At 41.6% G+C, this 21,173-nt stretch carries 19 protein-coding genes; 2 read left to right on the top strand and 17 right to left on the bottom strand.

The annotated features are described in order from the left end of the window. Window positions 1-100 precede the first annotated feature (100 nt). The 4 genes from E4K67_RS17780 to E4K67_RS17765 all read right to left on the bottom strand — a co-directional run bounded on the left by E4K67_RS17780 (window position 101) and on the right by E4K67_RS17765 (window position 5,142). Complete coding sequence (locus E4K67_RS17780; protein WP_135549087.1) at window positions 101-1,843, bottom strand: phospho-sugar mutase; 1,743 nt, start codon at window positions 1,841-1,843, stop codon at window positions 101-103. Between the two features lie 148 nt (window positions 1,844-1,991). Next, a complete protein-coding gene (locus tag E4K67_RS17775; RefSeq protein ID WP_135549085.1) occupies window positions 1,992-2,876 on the bottom strand; it encodes a DegV family protein in 885 nt (294 codons plus the stop codon). An 89-nt stretch (window positions 2,877-2,965) separates the two neighbouring features. Further along, window positions 2,966-3,547 (bottom strand): flavodoxin family protein, encoded by a 582-nt coding sequence (locus E4K67_RS17770; RefSeq protein ID WP_135549083.1) that lies wholly within the window; start codon window positions 3,545-3,547, stop codon window positions 2,966-2,968. Between the two features lie 779 nt (window positions 3,548-4,326). Continuing rightward, window positions 4,327-5,142, bottom strand: a complete 816-nt coding sequence (locus tag E4K67_RS17765) for a GNAT family N-acetyltransferase (RefSeq protein ID WP_243454529.1) — start codon at window positions 5,140-5,142, stop codon at window positions 4,327-4,329. 198 nt (window positions 5,143-5,340) lie between these two features. On the opposite strand from E4K67_RS17765, the gene E4K67_RS17760 reads away from it, so the two are divergent. Beyond that, the gene (locus E4K67_RS17760) at window positions 5,341-6,663 is read left to right on the top strand and encodes a M18 family aminopeptidase (RefSeq protein WP_135549081.1); all 1,323 of its coding nucleotides are present in this window, start codon (window positions 5,341-5,343) and stop codon (window positions 6,661-6,663) included. Window positions 6,664-6,684: 21 nt separating this feature from the next. Here the strand turns inward: E4K67_RS17760 and E4K67_RS17755 are convergent, their stop codons facing one another. Beyond that, window positions 6,685-6,921 (bottom strand): hypothetical protein, encoded by a 237-nt coding sequence (locus E4K67_RS17755; protein WP_199242590.1) that lies wholly within the window; start codon window positions 6,919-6,921, stop codon window positions 6,685-6,687. A 394-nt stretch (window positions 6,922-7,315) separates the two neighbouring features. Here E4K67_RS17755 and E4K67_RS17750 point away from each other — a divergent pair, with 394 nt between their 5' ends. Next, window positions 7,316-7,627: a zinc-ribbon domain containing protein gene (locus tag E4K67_RS17750; protein WP_135549079.1), complete on the top strand. Its 312-nt coding sequence runs from the start codon at window positions 7,316-7,318 to the stop codon at window positions 7,625-7,627. Window positions 7,628-7,742: 115 nt separating this feature from the next. Here E4K67_RS17750 and E4K67_RS17745 read toward each other — a convergent pair whose 3' ends face one another. From E4K67_RS17745 to E4K67_RS17690, 12 genes are all read right to left on the bottom strand, one after another. Next, the gene (locus tag E4K67_RS17745; RefSeq protein ID WP_135549077.1) at window positions 7,743-8,606 is read right to left on the bottom strand and encodes a nitrilase-related carbon-nitrogen hydrolase; all 864 of its coding nucleotides are present in this window, start codon (window positions 8,604-8,606) and stop codon (window positions 7,743-7,745) included. Between the two features lie 51 nt (window positions 8,607-8,657). Further along, the gene (locus E4K67_RS17740; protein ID WP_199242583.1) at window positions 8,658-9,599 is read right to left on the bottom strand and encodes a LysR family transcriptional regulator; all 942 of its coding nucleotides are present in this window, start codon (window positions 9,597-9,599) and stop codon (window positions 8,658-8,660) included. A 450-nt stretch (window positions 9,600-10,049) separates the two neighbouring features. Beyond that, the gene (locus tag E4K67_RS17735) at window positions 10,050-11,519 is read right to left on the bottom strand and encodes a cobyrinic acid a,c-diamide synthase CobB (RefSeq protein WP_135549372.1); all 1,470 of its coding nucleotides are present in this window, start codon (window positions 11,517-11,519) and stop codon (window positions 10,050-10,052) included. Window positions 11,520-11,747: 228 nt separating this feature from the next. Continuing rightward, a complete protein-coding gene (locus tag E4K67_RS17730; protein ID WP_135549073.1) occupies window positions 11,748-11,972 on the bottom strand; it encodes a hypothetical protein in 225 nt (74 codons plus the stop codon). A 35-nt stretch (window positions 11,973-12,007) separates the two neighbouring features. Then, window positions 12,008-13,069 (bottom strand): dissimilatory-type sulfite reductase subunit beta, encoded by a 1,062-nt coding sequence (dsrB, locus tag E4K67_RS17725; RefSeq protein ID WP_135549071.1) that lies wholly within the window; start codon window positions 13,067-13,069, stop codon window positions 12,008-12,010. A gap of 20 nt (window positions 13,070-13,089) precedes the next feature. Beyond that, a complete protein-coding gene (gene dsrA / locus E4K67_RS17720; RefSeq protein ID WP_135549069.1) occupies window positions 13,090-14,328 on the bottom strand; it encodes a dissimilatory-type sulfite reductase subunit alpha in 1,239 nt (412 codons plus the stop codon). A gap of 34 nt (window positions 14,329-14,362) precedes the next feature. Beyond that, the gene (locus tag E4K67_RS17715) at window positions 14,363-14,551 is read right to left on the bottom strand and encodes a 4Fe-4S binding protein (protein WP_135549067.1); all 189 of its coding nucleotides are present in this window, start codon (window positions 14,549-14,551) and stop codon (window positions 14,363-14,365) included. A gap of 180 nt (window positions 14,552-14,731) precedes the next feature. Beyond that, window positions 14,732-16,420, bottom strand: a complete 1,689-nt coding sequence (locus E4K67_RS17710) for an FAD-dependent oxidoreductase (protein WP_135549065.1) — start codon at window positions 16,418-16,420, stop codon at window positions 14,732-14,734. A gap of 108 nt (window positions 16,421-16,528) precedes the next feature. Next, window positions 16,529-18,151, bottom strand: coding sequence for a (Fe-S)-binding protein (locus E4K67_RS17705; RefSeq protein ID WP_135549063.1), 1,623 nt, complete (start codon window positions 18,149-18,151; stop codon window positions 16,529-16,531). A gap of 50 nt (window positions 18,152-18,201) precedes the next feature. After that, window positions 18,202-19,092, bottom strand: a complete 891-nt coding sequence (locus E4K67_RS17700) for a respiratory nitrate reductase subunit gamma (protein WP_135549061.1) — start codon at window positions 19,090-19,092, stop codon at window positions 18,202-18,204. A 446-nt stretch (window positions 19,093-19,538) separates the two neighbouring features. After that, complete coding sequence (locus tag E4K67_RS17695) at window positions 19,539-20,732, bottom strand: THUMP domain-containing class I SAM-dependent RNA methyltransferase (protein WP_135549059.1); 1,194 nt, start codon at window positions 20,730-20,732, stop codon at window positions 19,539-19,541. 128 nt (window positions 20,733-20,860) lie between these two features. Further along, the gene (locus E4K67_RS17690; RefSeq protein WP_135549057.1) at window positions 20,861-21,142 is read right to left on the bottom strand and encodes a hypothetical protein; all 282 of its coding nucleotides are present in this window, start codon (window positions 21,140-21,142) and stop codon (window positions 20,861-20,863) included. Window positions 21,143-21,173: the final 31 nt, after the last annotated feature.

The raw sequence follows: 21,173 nt of genomic DNA, 5'->3' as shown, positions 1-21,173 counted from the left end.
CAACTAACACAATTGGATCCAAGTTGTATTTAGACACCGGTAGTCGGCATAAAGAAAACGGACTACAAAAGTCCGTTTAAGGGGTAACTGAAATTATTTATCAGACCGATCGTATTCGCGCTATACGCTGCATAACATCGGCTTTTATCGTTCGAAGAGTATCCTCGGCCTCCGAGAGAGTGTCCGACTTTACCGAAAAGTAAAATTTTATTTTAGGTTCTGTTCCAGACGGGCGAACCATAACGAATCCCCCACCATTAAAAGAATAACGCAAGACATTGGAACGGGGAAGCGTGAGTGAATAAGTCAGCCCTGTCGACATATCCTTACCAAGGGTTTGATCATAATCATCGAATCTCTCAATGTTAATCCCGCCTAAATCATGGATTTCTTCGTGACGCAGTGAACTCATGATCTTCGCTATCTCTTCTTTACCTTGAATGCCCTCAAGAGCGAGTGACTCCTGGTCATCAAGGTAATACCCAAATTGTTTGTAAATACTTTCGAGGACATCGAAGAGGCTACGCCCTTCCATTTGTTGATAGTATAAGGCCGCTTCTGCCAAGAGGACTGAGGCAATAATAGCGTCTTTATCCCGCACAAAATCCCCTGCGAGATATCCATAACTTTCTTCAAACCCAAACTGGAAAGTGCCCCATCCGCCTTCTTCCATTTCTTTTTCTTTCTCGGCAATAAATTTAAACCCAGTCAGTACGTTTTCTACGCGTACGTTGAAATAGCGGGCAACCTCATCCGCTAAATCAGTGGAGGCGACTGTTTTTATTATTGTTGCGTTTTCTGGAAGGATTCCTAAGGCTTTTTTTTGAGATAGAATGTAGTAGGTTAATAAAACCCCAATTTGATTACCAGTAAGCTGTGTGAAATCCCCTTTAGGATCTCGTAAAACCACGCCTAAACGATCACCATCCGGATCAGTTGCCAAGAGAAGATCGGCTTGCATTTGGGTCCCGTATTTCCTGGCAAGTTCGAACGTCGCTGGAATCTCTGGATTTGGGTAAGGAACAGTTGTGAATTCTGGATCAGGGAACTCCTGTTCAGGTACAACCGTGACTGAACTAAAACCTAGTTCTGCCAAAGCTCTTCGGACAAGTATGTTTCCTGCTCCGTGCAAAGGGGTATAAATAATTTGAAGTTCTGCCCCTTTTTTTAGGTTAAGGTCTGGGTGCAGAGCTAGTTTAAGGACATTAGCAAGGTAAGGGTGATCAATCTCCTCGCCAATGATTTCCAGTAACCCGCTAGTCTTCGCCTGCTCTATCGGCATGGGTTCTAACCCCAGCCAATTTTCTCGTGCTTCAATACGAGCAAGGATTTGGTCCGCTTTCAGAGGAGGAACCTGTCCGCCGTCCTCCCAGTATACTTTAAAACCATTATATGCTTTAGAGTTGTGACTAGCAGTCACAACAATTCCTGAGAGAGCATGTAACTGCCGTACGGCATAAGAAAGCTCTGGAGTGGGCCGAAGCGCTTCAAAAAGATATGCCTTAACTCCATTTCGGGCAAGAACCAAGGCTGCCTCTAGGGCGAATTCTGTTGAATATTTTCGTGAGTCGTAAGCGATAACTACTCCTCGCTTCATCCCCTCTGCCCCATGATCACAAACACATTCAGCTAACCCCTGAGTTGCTTTTCGTATGACATATTTGTTCATACGATTAGTGCCTGCTGCCATAATTCCCCTTAAACCACCTGTGCCAAATTCCAAATCCATATAGAAACGTTCCTCAATTTCTTGCGGATCGCTAATCTGTTTTAGTTCTTGGCGTGTCTCTTCATCAAAATATGGATTTTCTGACCATAAACGGTAGCGCTCTTGAATATTCACACTGTTGCCCTCCAATCATTTAGTCTGGAGAAAGAATATCACTGAATTAATCATTCATACTTACTGGTTAGTCTAATAAAATACATAACTTGGATAATTCCCCTGTTAAATGAGTATAACATTAGAATTAATGAAGAAGCAACTCAATCTAAGACTGAGTTGCTATAACAGGAGAAATTATGATCCCAACAAGTCCAGGGCCTGTATGAACCCCCATCACTGGGCTAATTTGATTAAATAATAAATCCTCGATGTTAGGGAGTTCGTGCGCTTTCTGCCACAACTTCCGCGCTTCCTGCTCTGCTCCGCCATGGACAATCGCCACGTTATAGCGTCCGTCCTGAGTGGATTCAATCAAAATATCGTATAACTTTTTCAAGGATTGTTCTCTACCTCGAACTTTCGCAGTTGTTATGTATTTCCCTTCGGAATTTATGGAGATAATCGGCTTAATATTTAAAAGCTCACCAATTGTGCCAGAAACGTACCCGATGCGCCCTCCACGTTTTAAATATTCTAATGTCGAAAGTACAAAATAGAGTTTTGTATGTTGTGAGACGGTCTTTGCTACATGTATCACTTCTTGGAAATCCTTTGAGGTTCGAAGTTTACGAGCTGCTTCCAAAATTGGAAAACCTAATCCCATAGAAAGTGCTTTTGAATCTAACACTTCGATAACCATCTCTTTATACTCTTGGGCAACCTGACATACTGTTTCGTAGGTCCCACTTAAGCCACTAGAAATATGCATTGTAAGTACGTGTGTGAAATGAGCCTCCCTTAACCGGTTAAATAAGTCGGAAATCTCGGAGGGCGAAGGCAGTGATGTTGTCGGCACCTCAATATCCATATTCTTGTAAACTTCATCTGGACTGATATTAACCCCATCGAGATATTCTCGATCTTTGTATACGACGTGTAAAGGAATGATCTCGATCCCAAACTCCTTAATCATTTCTGGAGCTAAATCACTCGTACTATCTGTTACAATCGCGATTTTAGGGACATTCATCGGCGTTGATGTTTGTTGCATGAGACACAGTTCCTTTCCATTTTTACAATATTGCAGTATTTTTATTATATCATAAAAATTAACAGTTTGGACATGCATTTTTCGAGATATTAGGATGTTAACAGAGCCTGTGTGGCCTTTCGTACCTCGTCAAAAGCTGTTGGATGGTTATTAATTTCCCCAGCTTGATCAATCCCACTATAGAGACAAGGTTGGGCGGATTTGATATCTAACATATGAAAGAGAGTTTGAATGGAACGTTCTGCACATTTAAAAACATCCGCCTTTTTAGTACCGGCAGCAGAGAGAAAAAGACCAATGCGCTCAGGCCCAGATTGTCTAATTAAGGATTGATTAAGAAGATATTTGCGAGCCCAAAACGTTTGCATTCGATCAATCATGACTTTTGTTTGGCCATTAACTCCCATAAAAAAAATAGGAGCAGCAAGGATAACACGATCTGCTTGGATAAGCTTTTCTTGGAGCTTGAGGATGTCATCTTTTATTATGCATATCCCCTTAGCTGAACAAGCATTACACCCTTGGCAGGGATTAATGTTTAGGTCGTTAAGATAAACTAACTCGGTTGTATGACCTTCGGCCTGGGCAGTTTTCATCGCTTCTAAGATTAAGCCAGTTGTGTTACCATTACATCGCGGGCTACAGGCTATACCAAGTACTGATAATGTCATAAATTCGTCCACTCCATCCTAGTTATTTTAAACAGTAATACACCGGGACATTCATGACTACCCTTAATTCTCCTAGTCAGATATTTGACAGTTATATACCTTCTAGAAGCTCCCTTCTCTTCATACTTGTCCACAGAGCATTAGGGCAACTTAGGCCCTAGCAAAGCTATCATAACTTAGTTTTAAGCATATATCATATCCAACTATAAAAGCGAGCTTCTTATCAAAATTAAGAAACTCGCTTTCATATTTGGCTTTTTGTAAATGAATCTAAGTTAATCAGGTTACAATTTAGGATTAGGATCTGGGTCAAAATACCGCTCCCTTTCTGTAACTACTTATCCTTCATCATGGACTCGTCGTTGAGTCTGTGTGGATTGAATAGGTTCTAATCCAACGGACTCTAAAATGGCATTAATCATTAATTGTTCTTTTTGTGTCATAGGGTTACTTCTCCTTTCATTTTAGCTAGACCTTCATTATACACTAATTACAATAAATTACAAGAGTTAATTTCTAAAAAACCTTGTAATCGCCTAGCCTTATGGCGCAGGTGTCAACCTTATTTGCACATATTAGTTCTCCATAGATGCGTGCGTCCCAGTATCCATAGATACCGTGAAGGACACTCGACCATCCAGAGACTATTACGTCGGTGTATATTTCTGGCTAGGATAATTACTTAAACAATACTTCTCACAATTGAATGTTCTGACGTGAACTGACCCAGATTTACGTCAAAACACCAGATTATATAATCTATGAACAGTAGATCAAGTTTATGTCAGTTCAACACACATTTCATATTGTTTTGCACTTGGATAAACTCCCCGAGAATTACAAAGTCTGGTAATTTCATCATCAGGCTGATTTGTCAATGACCACGAAGTCTTCGAGCGCTTAGTAATGGTGGCAATCACGTCTGTTGCCCCGACCACAGTTGTACTCCAGGCATCTAACACAAGGGTGATTTTATCTCCTCCAAACAAGACGCCAGCAGACCCACTCGAGTTTATCAGAGCGAAAGTATTAACATGCCGTTTGAGATAACCCTCTCTTCGCTGCCATGCTGGCTTAAATAAACCTCGACGATTATAAAAATAGGTTTCTAAGGGAATCAAATCAAGAGGACATGTATCCATTGTCCTCTTAGAATTCTCGTTATTTTTATGGACGCGATAAATATTGAGCTGTCGTATCTGTGTAAAACCTAGGGATTGATAGATTTTAAGCGCAGGATTTTGTTCTAAAACCTCAAGGTAAACACGCTTTAAACCTAGCCGTCTAGCTACATCAAGCTCTAGCCGCATTAATGCCGTAAAGAGACCTTTACGGCGATAATTTGGATCAATGCAGGTCCCAGCTATCCATCCATCAACCCCTTCTAAGGACAGCAAAGCAAACCCAGCAATCTGATCATCCACAAAGATTGCCATGGAATGTTGCGGGGAAACTTGGGTTAGATCCAACCACGCCCTCATCTGATCAGGTGTAAACCACATATCGTAGTAATACCCTCGCCAACAACGGTTCCAAATCTCCGTCATTTCAATCAAATTGATTTGTGTTAGAGCGGCTACTCGAATATTTCTCAATTAAACGTCACTTCATTTTCTACATAGTTTTAAGATTTCTGCTTTGCCATTAATAGTTTCTCTTATCTTGATCTAATTTCCTGCATACTCTTTCAAGGATTGTAGGAAATTAGAAGGAATGCAGTTTCTGGAGGGCGAATATGTTACTTTCACATAATATCCAGAATATCAAACTATAATCGGAAAGGTTGGTACAGTATGAGAACGTCTGGTATTACAACCGAGGAACAGCAGTTTGCCCAAGAACTGCTTGATTTTATTGACGAAAGTCCGTCTTCCTTTCATGTCGTCGAAAGCGTGAAGAAGATCCTGATTCTTCATGAATTCAAAGAGTTAGCTCTGGAAAAGAAATGGCCGTTGCTTGCAGGAGGTAAGTATTTTGTAACTCGAAATAGTTCAGCCTTAATTGCGTTTATTGTCGGCGAAGGAGAGCCGGATCAGTATGGATTTCACCTTATTGGAACACATACTGACAGTCCCAGTTTCAGAATCAAACCTTTATCCGAAATTCCCGTTGAAGGACATTATCTGAAATTAAATGTCGAAACATATGGAGGTCCTATTCTCAATACATGGTTGGACCGCCCACTCTCTCTAGCTGGTCGGATTGTGTTGCGTGGAGAATCTCCTTTTACCCCTCAAATTAAACTCTACCGCAGTGACCGCCCGTTACTCGTGATACCTAATCTTGGAATCCATATGAACCGGAAAGTTAATGAAGGACTAGAATTAAACAAACAAAAAGATATGCTACCTTTGCTGACACAAATCACAGATGATTTACAAACGGAAGGCATTCTTATTCGACATCTTGCGGAATCCCTCGGCTGTCCCTCAGAAGATATCTTAGACTTTGACCTTTTTCTCCATGAATATGAGAAGGGTTGTTTAATCGGACTTCAAAAAGAATTTGTCTCAAGTGGACGGCTTGATGATTTAGCGATGGTCCATGCTGGTACTAGGGCTCTTGCGTCATCAAAGCCAGCTTTGATGACGCAAGTTCTGGCTTGTTTCGACCATGAAGAATGTGGAAGCACCTCTAAGCAAGGTGCAGCGTCTCCATTTCTAGCCCATATTTTAGAACGAATCCTCTTAGCACAAAAAAAAGGCCGGGAATCATACTTCCAAGCCCTTGCCCATTCTTTTCTTATTTCCGCTGATATGGCACATGCTCTTCACCCGAATGCTGGAGAAAAGCATGATCCAGTTAATCGTCCGATCCTTAATGGCGGTCCAGTCATCAAAATCAGTGCTAATCAGAGTTATACCACGGATGCTGAATCTGCAGCGGTCTTCGAGGCGCTCTGTAAACAAGCTGGAATACAATTCCAGAAATTTGTTAATCGTTCCGATGAACGAGGGGGATCGACCATAGGCCCAATCTCTAGTACTCACCTGGATATTCGTTCCGTCGATATCGGAAACCCCGTTTTAGCCATGCATTCTGTCCGAGAACTAGGAGGAGTTAAAGACCACTTGGCCATCGCTAGCATCTTTTCTACGTTCTATAAAACATTATAATCCTTCTTCCTACCTAAATTACTATTTCATAGTCCTAAGACAGCTCTGTACAAAAGTTGTGGCATGATCACTATGAACAGCCATCACTTGATCACGCTCTGGACTAAGCGGTATAAAGATCGTAACGATGTCCTTGAAGTCATATATCCGCTCTCCCGATGATTGGCAAATTAAATAGCCCTTCTGGTTAAATAAGGCCTCAAGTTTCTGCATACCAAGGATACGCTCGTGTATTGTCTCTATGTCGAGGTTCTCCAATTGCTCATCCTCCATCTCGCCTATATCCGAAAGCAGTCTATCGATTATTATTATGCGCAATCTCCATTTTTTATTTATGACTGGCGAATAGAATTTTCTGTCTTGAGGAGTTAAAGTATTAGAATAGCTCAAAATTATTGATCTTTTCAGATACTCTTTCGTTGTAATATAAATTACAAATAGTCATTAAAACATTACATATATTGGATTATTTAATGGAATAATTTAACTAAATTTTCGAGTTGACATTTGACTTATCTTCGTTTTTTAGATATACTTTAATAAACTCGTTAGTAATAGTGGATATGAACAGACCTTCTCGATTGCCTAAGGCTATGGGAAGATTTTTCTGCACTTCCCACGTAGCGGGTAATAAAATTGCGGAGGTTTTTTGATGTTTAATGACAAAGTTTTAGGGTGTAAAGATTGCGGACGTGAGTTTGAATTCACAGCATCTGAACAAGAGTTCTACGCCGAAAAAGGGTTTACTAATGAGCCTGGACGTTGCCCAGAATGCCGTGCAGCGCGCAAAGAACAAACCAGAAACAGCGGCGGTGGTGGCGGATATTCTCGTCAACCACGCGAAATGTTCCCTGCTATTTGTGCTACTTGTGGAAAGGAAACCACCGTACCTTTCCAACCTTCTGGTGATAAACCAGTATATTGCCGTGATTGCTACCAACCACGTGCACGCAACAATTGGTAAACTACTAATAGTAAAAACCTTCCTTAGCTTGAGCTTAGGAAGGTTTTTTTATTGATTACTATTCAAACGACTCAGACACCTTTCTACCTTAGTCATTTGAAGTTCACTATTAAGTTTACTCTGTATTCTTTCTAGTCGATATGTCTAGCTCTATCAGTTCATGATAAAGTTCCTTACGTCGATCGGCCAAGAAAAAGCTATCTCGCATGGAGGCACGATCTGGGCTACGTATAAGATTAATCCGATCAGCTGAAAGAGTAGCTGATAAGATACCTTCTTCCCCCAAGCTGGATTGGTTACACAGCTCTCCTTTTGGTCCAATGACTAAAGCGCCCCCGCTAAATTGTTTCGATTTTCCATTGCTTCCTACCAAATTACATGCTCCGAGATACACAGAATTATCATACGCTCTGGCACCAAGATAACGTAACCAAATCTCTTTTCGATCACCGGCGATCATCGGAGAAGCATGAGGTGCAAATAAAACCTCAGCCCCTTTGAGAGAATAAATGGCCGCAGTTTCAGGAAAGTGCCAGTCCCAACAGATTCCCACAGCAAAAGTGGTCCCATGAGCTGAAAAGATCGGGAAACTGTCTCCTGGAGTAAAGTAGTCAAGTTCACTTCGTCCCAGATGTACCTTGCGATAAACCGCAGGTTCCTCTCCAGGGGTTAAAATGGCATGAGATATATAGGGTTTTGGCAGTTCTGTGCCTCGCTCAACAAAACCCACCATCAGGGTGATCCCTAAGTCCTGTGAACACTCATTTAACAGGCGGACCCACGAACTATCGAGTGTGGTTCCAACTTCTGATGCGTCTTGAGGTGAGTATCCATTTAAGGCGCATTCTGGAAAGCACAATAGGGATATTTGTTGCTTTTGAGCAGCTTCAGCCATATGAATAATTTTTTGGAAATTACGTTCAGTCTCTCCAACAATGGATTCCATCTGAACGAGTCCAATTCGGCAGTCAGTTTTCAATTATTTTGTCCTCGTCCTTCCCTACCCCACTGCAGTCGATGAATAATGTTCCTACTCAAGATCCTCAAGTTCACTAAATTCCTTACTTAAAATATCCGATAGCAACCGATGATCATGAAGAAGGTTAATTAAGAGACGTTCGTCTTTGGTTTGATTAGTTTGGGCATTGGTGAGAATACTGAGAGGCCGATAAATTGGAGCGTCTTGTATCTTCAAAGTTTTAAATAATCTTTGATCGACTTCCCGATTGACTGTCAACGCTGAGATAATAGTAATTCCAAGTCCCGCCGAGACCACTTGTTTGATTGCATGAGTACTTCCTAGCTCCATAGTTACATTCAAGTGTTCTGGGTCCAGCCCTCGCTCTTTAAGGGCCATCTCCATCACCTTACGAGTCCCTGAACCTTCCTCTCGTGTTACCAAACGTTCATGAGGAAGTTCAGCAAGTGTGATGCTTTTCCTTGATGCCCAAGAGTGAGAATGGGGAAGCACGACTACTAACTCGTCTTCCCAAAACTTTTCCACATTAAGATCCTTATGACGCGGAACTGGCCCCTCAATCAGACCAATATGAAGTTTCTTTTCAAGAACATCTTGAGAGATCGACTCGGTATTCGCAATCTTCACTTTAAAGTCAACATCTGGGTGTGTCTTATACAAATATGCAAGAATATTTGGCAGAATATATTCTCCAATCGTTAGAGTTGCACCTAGATAGATAAGACCTCTCTGACCTTTTGCTAAAGCGTTTATTTGCTCTTTAGCACTCGTTAGAATGTCCAGGACACTCCGAACATGTGCATAGAAAATTTCACCTTCTTTAGTCAGCGTTACCCCTTTATTTGTACGATCAAAAAAACGAGCACCATATTGGTTTTCTAAATTCTGAATTTGAAGACTAATGCTGGGTTGACTCATGTGTAGCTTCTTAGCAGATAATGTAATGTTTTTGGTTTCTGCCACATCTTTGAACACAAGAAGGTGTTGTTCCATGATGATATATCATCCTTCCTAGATCACCTATATCTTTACTGAAAGAGCTCATTATCAGCTCGTGTATACATTTTTCAAGATAAATATTCACAATTAATACAGTTGTGTCCAAACATTATCCGAAATAAAACTCCATCCAAATTCAAATAGTATATAAATCTGGATATCGTATATCTTTATAATACCATCAGTGTAAGGATTTAGCCAGACAAGCACTCTAATTTTTAATAATACTGTAGAAATACTTGTTCCCTGAGGTACGTAAACGATTACGCTGTTCAAAAATTACCAGCAATGTAGTGAACTCGATAATATAATCTTTGGTGCACTAGCAAAGATCCATATGATTTGCTCAAGAGTTAGAATCACTAATATCCATCCACTCTGAATAAAAAGCCTTCGAGTAGAAGGCTTTTTTCTTACGACTTTTAATCAATTACTAAAATTGTTTTACTGTCCTGCTACTTTCTCTATTTTGGTCCACTTTGTTTGGTTATAATTCGCAGCAAGCTTTACCATGCGTTCTGCCCAGGCGGGGCATCCTAGAGCGTGAATATGATTATATGAAGCAAATACGTTTTTATAACAAATTCCGTCGTGTTGCCCATCGATTCCATGCCCTCGCTTGACCTTTAAGCCAAATTTCACATGTGGGGCCAGATTTATCACGCGGGAATTATGAAATTCATGACCCTTAATTTCGCTCAACTCATCAAACCAAGTCTGGTCTGGATTCGCTTCCATAATTGTATATCCATGGCCTTGAGGTTTGCTTTCCATCTGAGTATCAAGAGGAAGTAAACCCACCATCTCAAAGTTCTTAGATGGTGTAATAATTGAGCGGCCTAGATACATTAGCCCTCCACACTCGGCGTATATCGGGAGGCCATTTTCCCCAGCCTGTCTAATTTCTCCACGTAGGGTTCTATTCTCTTCAAGAGCAGCAGCGAAAACTTCTGGGAAACCCCCACCTATATACAGACCGTCAAGGTCTCTGGGGAGGTTGCTATCCAAAAGGGCGTTAATAGGGACTACATCAGCACCCATATTTTTTAGGGCTTCAATATTTTCAGGATAGTAAAAGCTGAAAGAAGCATCCTGGATAAAGCCAATCTTGGGGGAAAGCGTCCTATTTTTTACAGAATATTTAGGAATGTTTGTCCCCTGAGTAGCCTCATACTGCGGTAGCTCAGGAGCAGCTTGAGCCAAAGTTAGTATCTTGTCTAAATCGACATGTTCACAAATGACATCCGCTAAATACTCGAGAAAACTGTCAGTTTCTTGCATTTCTCCGCTAGTTACAAGTCCAAGATGTCGATCAGGTATGGTTAAGTTGACGTCCTTGGGTATTGCCCCTACAACCGGGATTTTACAGAACTCTTCTATGGCTTCTCGAGCCATTTTTGCATGGCGCGGTCGTCGTGCTACTTTATTGAGAACTACCCCTACAATATTAACTTCTGGATCAAAATGTTGATAACCCATCACCATCGCAGCAATACTTCTTGTCATGCGAGTTGCATCGACCACTAAAAGTACGGGTGTACGAGTTACTTTAGCAATTTCGGCAGTAGAACTGCTTCCCTTCATGTCCAGACCATCATATAAGCCCATTGCACCTTCGATGATTGTTATCGTTTTCCCTAAAGCTTGCTTAGAAACGGAACTGCATATTTCCTGTTTCCCCATAAAAAATGAATCTAGGTTACGGCAAGTACAGTTAGCTGCAACTGTATGCCAACTTGCGTCAATATAGTCTGGGCCCTTCTTAAAGGGTTGAACTGCCATTCCTTGCCTAGCAAACGCTCTTAGTAATCCCAAGGTAAACGTTGTTTTTCCGCTACGTCCATGTGGTGCTCCAATTACTAAGCGAGGTACATTCGTTATACTCAGTTCATTAATCCCCGTCCATGGTAACATCATACCCACACCTTTCTTGGAGTTGTTTCGTCAGGAGTACAAAGTGTTCTTTTTAATATACAATTTCATCTATACAATTTACAAACTAAACAATCGACCACCCAAATCTTATTCCCTATAATGCTAGATTAATAGAATCAGCAGAAACAAGGAAAGGTTTAAGGATGGTCGATCTTTTGTATATTGAGAAATAATCTAAACTAGGTTAGTCCATCCAAGGATTAAAGTTTAACCATTTGGAGTTTGGACTTTACCTTTTAAACAAATAAATGTGGTTGTAATGTAGAGATATTCAACGAGATCCTCCGCAGTAAGTTCTTTAACTGCGTTATCAACATCGCCTTTTTTCGCGCCAATGGCTACTGCTACGTCTCTACTCTTAGCTTTTTGTACTTTCGCGAGATAATCAAGAATTTGTTGCTTAATTACGGGATCAGCAGGTCCTTTTTGCATTTTAAATACCAGCTTTCTAATTTTATTGTATCAAATTAGTACTTAAATGCTGCACCAGTACGGAAGGTTTCACGGGCAAAGATATAATCGTCAATTAACATATCCGAGAAAGGAAGTCCACTCAAGCTAAAGAATCTTTCCCAGCCAATACGTTCAACCCATTCACCCAACCGTTCACCTTTGTGAGCATTCGCAATCCACAGTTCAATGATATCACGAATTGCTTTGGTTGTCTCTGGCCAACGAGGAGCATTATTTGGCAAGAATGGGATTACCATACGGGAAAAACTTGGAGCTGAACGAGCATTAGAAACTTTACCACCGATGAGAATGGCGATGCCGTCGTTTTTAGCATCGTAAATTTCCATTGCAGGAGACATGGTGTAGCAGTTACCGCAATACATACATTTATCATTGTTAACGATAACACTCTTGTTCTTAGGATCGGGACGAATAGCTCCAGTCGGGCAACTAGCTACCAGACTCGGAATTTCTGTACCTTTACGGATCTTGTCATGGTCAATTCGAGGAGGGGTACGGTGAACACCGACAATTCCGATGTCACTGCAGTGAGTTGATCCACACATGTTTAAGCAACAAGCTAAGCCCATTTTTAATTTCGCAGGGAGCTTCATGGAATCGAAATACTCATACAAGTCATCCATTACAGCTTTAACTACGCCTGAAGCGTCGGTTGCTGGTGTATGACAGTGTACCCAACCTTGAGTGTGAATGATATTACTAATCGATGCTCCAGTTCCACCAACACAATAACCTTTAGCTTCTAATTCAGCAAGCAATGGGTTAAGTTTAGCTTCGTCTCCTACTAAAAACTCTACATTGTTCCGAGTTGTGAAGCGGAGAAATCCTTCGCAATATTCGTCAGCGATTACGCATAAATCACGTACAAAATCAATACTAACCAAACGAGGAGAAGCTACGCGCACACTGTGCATTGTTGCTCCGGTTTCAGAAACATGTTTGAGCACGCCTGGACGAGGAATTTCATGATATTTCCATTTGCCATAGTTCTCAAGAATAACTGGAGGGAGCATCTCTTTATAATTAGGAGGTCCTTGGTCTAATTTAGCTGCCATGATTATCCACCTCTCGTAAACTACTTATTATAGTTTTTAACTTCAGATCCATCCATTGCTGTTCCAGATTGGTCAAGTTCTTCTTGGTTCCAGAATACATATGGGTTAGCACGCGGGCGGAAGACCTGTTGAGGTACAGGTGGAATTTCCGTTTCGCGGAGGAATTTTCCCATTCCTAAGCGGAAAATTGTTTCACCAATACGTTCACGGGTTTTACCGTTTTCATCCCACCATTCCCAAATGCGACGTACAGTATCCTTGAATTCTTCGAAATCGTCTTCGACTTCCATTTTCATGAAAGGCACAACGACTGAAGACATAAACGCGGACTGAACGATTGTCGATTTTCCACCGACCAAAAGGGTTGCGCCTTTTTCTTTGCCGGCTTGAATAGCTTTTGGCATAAGGTTGATACAGTGGTTACAACGTGTGCAATCTTCTGCAACAACAGATAGTTCTTGAGTTTCTTTATTATAAGTTAAGCAGTGAGTTGGACATTTAGCAACAACTGCAGATTGAATAGGGAATTCTTCAGCAGCATATTCTTTAATAGCGTTTTGATCAATTCTGAGTGAATCGCGCCATGTTCCGATTACAGAGATATCAGCACGGGCAATCGCACCAGTACAGTCATTGGCGCAACCTGAGAACTTGATTTTGCTCTTATAAGGCCACATCGGACGATGTAACTCATCCATGAATTCATTAGTTATATTGTAACATGCTTCGAGTGTGTCATAGCATGCATGTTCACAACGTCCTGGTCCTACGCAGCAGTTAGTTGTCCTTAGGCAAGAACCTGAACCACCAAGGTCGAAACCAGCCTCACTATAATCGTCGAAGATAGGTTGAATGCTCTCAGTTTTGCAACCGAGCAAAATAACGTCTCCAGTAGAACCGTGCATATTCGTCAAGCCACTGCCGTGTTTCTCCCAGAGATCACAAATAGTGCGAAGTGTTTTTGTGTTGTAGAAGAATCCAGATGGTTGATTGATACGAACAGTATGAAACTCAGCGATATTTGGGTAAGTTTCAGGTTCATCAACATAGCGACCAATTACACCGCCGCCGTACCCTCTAACTCCAACGATCCCACCGTGTTTCCAGTGACCTCTGCGCTCTGCATAAGATCTTTCCAAGACTTGGAGTAATTCAGCTGAAGCAGGACTTTTCACAGCGGCTCGTTTGATTTCAGTTACAAAACTGGGCCATTTACCTTTTTCTAGTTCATCTAGTAAAGGCGTTTTCTTTTCTGTCATGGCGTACCCTCCGTCTTCAAGTTTATGGGGTTTCTTACATTTCAGCAATGCTGATGGCACCCGTCGGACAAACTGACGTGCAACTTTCGCAGCCCATGCACTCTGATTCATCACCAGTTACTTGAGCTTTGTCCTCAACAAAGCTAAGTAGGTGAGCGGGACAGCTCTCAGTACATCCATTGCATCCTGAACACTGATCTTCGTCAATTGTAACAATAAACAAAATAACACCTCCTTAACTTTATAAAGAGAAAAATGAATTTTCAATGGACAACTCCGCGAAAATTTTACTTGTGTAAATTAACACTAGACCATGTTCTTAATTTAACATCTTGTGTACTGTTCGTACAATAAATAATCCTGATTGCATTATACTGAAAAACTGCTTGTACTATTTTTAACACTATATTTTATCAAAGTATGCATTAGCTACAGAGAGTCCCCCCTGAAGAAAAACTACTTGGTTCATTCCTTTTCCTTTAAGCATACAAGCTGCGTCGTAGCCCCTAATTCCTAATCCGCAGACTGTCACAACTAAAGAATCTTTTGGAACCTCTTCCCAACGTTCCCGTAGTTCTCCCAATGCAATGACCTTGGTTCCTTCGATGGATAATGGATTAGCCGCCACTTCATCCGGTTCACGTACATCAAGCAGACATAGCTTTTCTCCGGCCTGTAAGCGGTTTAAGAACGCTTCAACAGTGATTCCCTGTGCAACCCCCAGACGCATGTTTTCAAGCGTTGTAGCTGCATGAATAAGTACATCAATAGCTGTGGCAAAAGGTGGTGCATAGGCTAAATCCAAGTCAATAAGATCTGCTACTTTTGCTCCAAACTTCAGAGCAGTCGCCAGGACATCGAGTCTCTTAACACCATCTCCTAAACCACAGACTTGAGCACCTAACAAGCGCCCGTCTTCCTTTTCGGCAATTAATTTAATGGTTATATTGGCATGCATCGGATAGTAATGGGTGGAATCAAGTCCACTACTCACACTGGTCACAACATTGTACCCTCGTTTTCGTGCTTCCGCTTCTCCTAGACCTGTGCGTCCAATATTAAGTTCAAACGCTTGAAGAACAGAGGTTCCTTCAACGGGAGCATAGCGGGCAGAAATTCCCATTATATGATCCGCTATAACACGACCTTGCTTGTTAGCGGTTGAAGCTAGCGGAATATATACTGGTTCGCCAGTAATAAGATGACGCTGTTCTGCACAGTCACCACCTGCATAAATAAAGGGATCGTTGGTCATCAGGTGCTCATCAACTTGTATGGCTCCTGTAATCCCAATCGTGAGCCCCGCCTCGCGGGCCAATCCAACTTCCGGACGTACTCCAGTCGCAATGACAACTGCTTCGGTTTCTATCACACCCTGTTCCGTCTGGACGCGGCACACATTCCCATCAGCGTCCCCTTCCAACGCTTTCACTCTACAAGATAGTCGAATGTCAACCCCTTGCAATTTCATTTGGCGCTCTACTAGTTGAGCCATATCAGCATCCAGTAACTTCGGAAGAACTTGAGACTCAGCTTCGCACAACGCAACTTTTAACCGCGGACTAGATAAAGCGTCTGCTGTTTCGATCCCGATTAATCCCGATCCCATCACAGTAACATGTTTTACCTTCTTAGCTTTGATAAATTCCTTAAGTGCTTGAGCATCCTGTGGACGATGTAGAGTAAATACCTGACCTAAATTAACACCCGGAATAGGGGGAATACTTGGTATAGCACCCGTTCCGAGAACTAAATAATCGTAATCTAAGGTTTCTTCTACCCCAGTTACCACGTGTCGAACAAGGACTTTTTTATTTACCCGATCGATTTTTATGGCTTCAGTTTGTGTAAGAACTTTAGCGTTCTTTTGACTCTGAAAAAAATCAGTGTCTCTAAGCACGCCATAAGAAGTTTTCATTAAACCATCTAGTTGTGGTACCAAGTTAGCTACATAAAGAGGTAACCCACATGCCCCGTAAGAAAGCAACGTTCCTTTTTCAATAATTGTAATTTCTGCATCGGAATTTAAGCGCCTTAGACGTGCCGAAACTTTGGGACCTACTACAACTCCACCAATCATAATTACTTTCATATTCGTTTCTCCTCCCGAATTATTGGTCTTAAATTTAAATATACCTAAAGAATGGACCCGTTCAGGTATCCTGAAAGGGTCCATTCTAAAGAATCCATCAGGATCCGTCTACTCTTTATCTAAGAACTCCAAGAAAGGTTTTTTCATACCCACCATAGCATTCACCATTAGTTCCACTAAGCCACCATACTGGACGTTGAATTTCTCAGTTACCTCGTAATGTTCCAGAATTGCTCGCATAGCACCCTTACAATTAGAACAAGGGGCACAAATATATTTCGGGATTGAAGTATCACTTATGGTATCCTGAAAGGCTCGAAGAATCTGGTTAAATTTCACTCGAGAAGCCACTTGATCTCTGAACTGAGGGAAGTTCTGGGAATTCATAATGGCGAAACCGCTTCCCCCTCCACAGCAGTAGTTGTCAACGCCATGAGGAGTCATTTCTCTAAACTGTGGACAAATTGCTTTTAAGACATTCCGTTGAGGTTCGACGATCCCCAGCTGTCGCACTACATTACATGGATCGTGAAGAGTGACAGGGAAGTTATTTTTACTAGGATCGAACTTTATTCGTTTGGTCCTAACCATATCCCAAAGCAACGGCAAACAACTCTCCACAGGGATCTTAGACTCTCCATACGCCATTCGATCACCGACAACCATCGAAGCCTTATGAGCATGTCCACACTCTGCCACTACAATTCGATTGACTCCAAAGTCTTTGGCCACTTTCATCTGCATCAAAGCAATTTGTTTAGCCTGATAATCATCATACCACAGACCGTAGTTAACACTGTCATACCCCATGATTTCACTACTAAGTGTCCAATTTAAGCCAGCCGCATCAAAGAGGAGGGCAAAGGCTACTGGGTTTTCTGGCCAAGCCATAAACTCCCCTGCATTGTGCAAGACAAGTATGTCTGCGCCTTTTTTATCGACTGGAAATTTTAACTTTATGCCGAACTTTTCTTCGGTATCTTCTTCTAGAAACTCAAGGGTATCTAAAAAAGCCGGTTTGCTTAATCCTGTCGATGAACCCGTCTTTATCTGAAGCATTGTACCTTTATTATGCAAAGGAGTCGGAGCAATGCCCATTTCTTGACTAAAGATCTTGCGAATTTCTTTGGTCATAAGTGCATTATCTAAGCCCAATGGACAGGTTTGAGCACAGCGCCGGCATAGATTACAGCGATAGGCTAATTCCCCCAAGCGAGCAATCGTTTCCCAGTTTACGTCAACATCTGCGCCAACAAAACCTCCCAGAAATTTCCCACTCGTGGTGAAATACTTCTTGGCGATTTTCCGAAGAACCTCAGAACGATAAATTGGTCTGTACATCTCGTTCTTCCCTGACGCTTCATAGATATGACAAGCTGCTGAACAAGTATCACATTTCGCACAATATTCATGGGTCAATAATAGCGGTTCAAGTACGCCATTATTGGCATCAGAAAATATTTTCCCCAAGCCACTGACGAACTTACGGACAAACTCGTCTTCTTCCTCTTTTGATTTAGGCCGAACTAAGGTATCAATACCAATGTAACCATCTAACGAAGTACAGTATTTCTCTTTCCAAGCAGGCTTGGGATCCGTTAAAGCTGGTTCCATCCCAGGCTTATCATACGGTGGGAGCAAAGGCATAAGCTGATTAAGTTCGAGTTTAATCAGTTGCTCATCCGTGTGCAGCCCCATATCTTTCGGAAGTAAATCCTTTTGATTCATCATGCTTAGATCTCCTTTTCTATGAGAATTAACACTTAAGAATAGACTGGAATTTATTCCTTAGGTGCGTTAGGTGCCTTGATATGAGGAGCTGACCAAGTGGTGGTTGGGCGATAAGTCGTCGCTTTTTTGACTTTTTGCTCAACAGCACTCCCCCTAAGGTTAGGACTATTATCCCATAGAACTGTATGGAACGTGAAATACTTTCCAACGTAGTGACTCATCTTACTGATAGGAATATAAATCAACATAACTCCTACTATAATCACGTGTAACGTCACTAAACCACCGGCAGCAAAAGGGGTAAACGTGATCAAATTCGCAGTTACTTCCCTAGCAGGCTGAAATGATAAATCACTCCCCCAGACGAGAATCCCAGTAACCGCCGCTGCAAGAATGAGCAAAAGGTTAAAGTACTCTTGCGGGGTCGTATATTTCTTTAATGTATTGTCAAACATTCTACGCAGAAATAAAGCTCCAGACCCTAAAGTAACCAGAGCGAGTCCTATAATCCCCGTCAAAATCGAAAAATAGTAAATTAACAGAGCCAAGATATTCGAACTGCTTGCCGCTACCATAATTCCATTGAGCGCAAATACTGCTCCTATGACCAACAATATTGTCCAAGCCATGATGAAGTAAATGCCTAAGTGCAGAGCATATGAAATCCACCAAAAAGGACGTTGGTTCTCAAACAATTTTTTAATAAATAGTATTTCTTTTAACATTTCCAGTATTTCCCTCACGTGAGAAACTTCGTGTGGCTTACTCCACCACGCTACTTCCTCATAAAAGGAGCCCCCATGTTCATACCCTTTTTCTTTGGGAACCGGATAGAGTTCCATCCGACCATGCAAAGGCATTTTGGCAAATCCATAGGCTTTGTAAACAGATATTCCGAGAAAAAGGAGTATGGATAAATACGCAATTAAACTCAGTAACATGAACCCTCAACCTCCTCACACTTGTTATTATTATAACATGTTTTAGTCTATGTGAGTTTATAATGCTTGTAAAATTATCATTTCCTATTATCACTATCGCATAATTTGATACTAGAATAATATTTCTAGTTAACCAAATATTAGGACTATGGAGCAATTCTTTCTAACAGAATTGCTCTATAATTCAATCCAAAAAATATCGAATTTGGCCTTGCGAAAATGCTCCTTTCAAACTAATAAGTCTTTAATCTTTCTTAAGCAGTTAGGTTAAGTAAAATAGCTTAACTTAAGTTAAATAACTTAAGTTAAATAACTTAAGTGTTAATAACTTAGATAAGTTTGACCGAAGCCCAGCACTTAAGCCAGTAAATGTTCAGCTAAAGTTAAAAAAGATCTAATGTGATACTTGATTATCGCATTAGACCTTTACTATGACCTCTTTTTAGTTATTTAACTGTTTCAACTACATCTGAATTCGTTAATCTACTTGTGTCGTTTTGATACGGTTCCCTTGGAGGACGTGCCCCGAAAAACTGAAAATAATGGCATTCCAATCGACCAGTATAAAGCTTGCGACTCTTGTCCCAACGGCGTCCGATTAATCGTTCTGGGAATTGGTGAGTGGTAAGCATATGAAGGGACCAGTTTTCCAGACGCTTAAACGTTTCCCCGAGTTCCAGATAAAGTCCTTCAACCTCTGAGACATCCCCAAGCCGTTCCCCATAAGGAGGATTGGCAATCATATGCCCATATTTAAACCTAGAGCGCACTTCTGCCACAGGTAATCTCTGAAAGTGTATTACATCTTCTACCCCTGCCTCAAGGGCGTGCGTGCGAGCCAAGGCCAAAGCGTTAGGATCGATATCAGAACCGTAAATATGCAAAGGTACGTTGCGATTCCAAAGATCGAGTGCTTCTTGCCAAGCTTCTTGCCATAGTTCTTTGGGAATTCTTGGCCATTTTTCGGCCGCAAAACTACGTTTCAGGCCTGGTGCACGGTTTTGGGCAATAAATGCTGCTTCAATGGGAATAGTCCCGGTCCCACAAAAAGGGTCTATCAAGGCGCGATCCTTGTTCCAGTAGCTTAGTTGAATCATTGCCGCAGCTAAAGTTTCTTTTAACGGCGCTTGTCCAGCAAGTTGCCGGTATCCACGCTTATGTAAACCTAATCCAGACGTATCTAGGGTTAAGGTAACAATATCATTGAGCAGGGCGACTTCGATTTGATAACGGGGTCCCGTCTCTTCAAACCAGCTCCTACCATAATTCTCTTTGAGGCGTTCCACAATTGCCTTCTTAACAATAGCTTGACAATCGGAAACACTAAACAACTGGGATTTGATCGACTTCCCTTGTACGGGGAAATTCGCATCCTCGGGAAGCCACTCCTCCCAAGGTAACGCTTTGGTTTGCTCAAAAAGTTCCTCGAAGGTTCGCGCTTTGAATGAGCCCATTTTTAGGAGAACGCGATCCGAACTACGCAGCCAGAGGTTTGTACGACAAATCCCCAGCTCATCAGTCGCGAAAGTGACTTTCCCGTTTTCGACCACTAAATTATCATACCCAAGGTTTTTTAACTCACGAGCCACAATGGATTCCAAACCAAAAGCAGCCGTTGCAATCAGCTCAATATTTGCCATTCGTATTCAACCTCTCTAATTTCGACGCGCCATTATATGCTTGTCATCTATATCCTGTATCATAAGTCGTGTAACTCAAAATGGCAAGTTTGAGAAAAAAGGAATACTGTGTGGATTTACTCGACTCGTTATACCACTGTTACAGTTATACCTATCGTCATCACTTCGAGTGTTTCTCGTGTGTCACTAATTTCTGGAGCCATGGTCTCCTCATCTTGAGTCTCCAATAGGCCATCTTCATTTACAGATAGTGTACGTTTGTTTTCAACGACTTCCCAAGTATTTTCAAGAATGTATTCCGTAGCTTTTTCTCGCAACGATTCCTTCATTAATTCGACTACATGTTTTTTTAATGACTCATCATATTCTGCTAGTGCCACGTTCACAGATGCACTTATAATTTTCGCCATTTTTTAACCACCTTTAGTTTCCATAGGATCA

This window comes from Desulfosporosinus fructosivorans (genome assembly GCF_004766045.1).
GTDB lineage: Bacteria > Bacillota > Desulfitobacteriia > Desulfitobacteriales > Desulfitobacteriaceae > Desulfosporosinus > Desulfosporosinus fructosivorans.
This window is presented reverse-complemented; position numbering and strand designations above follow the sequence as displayed.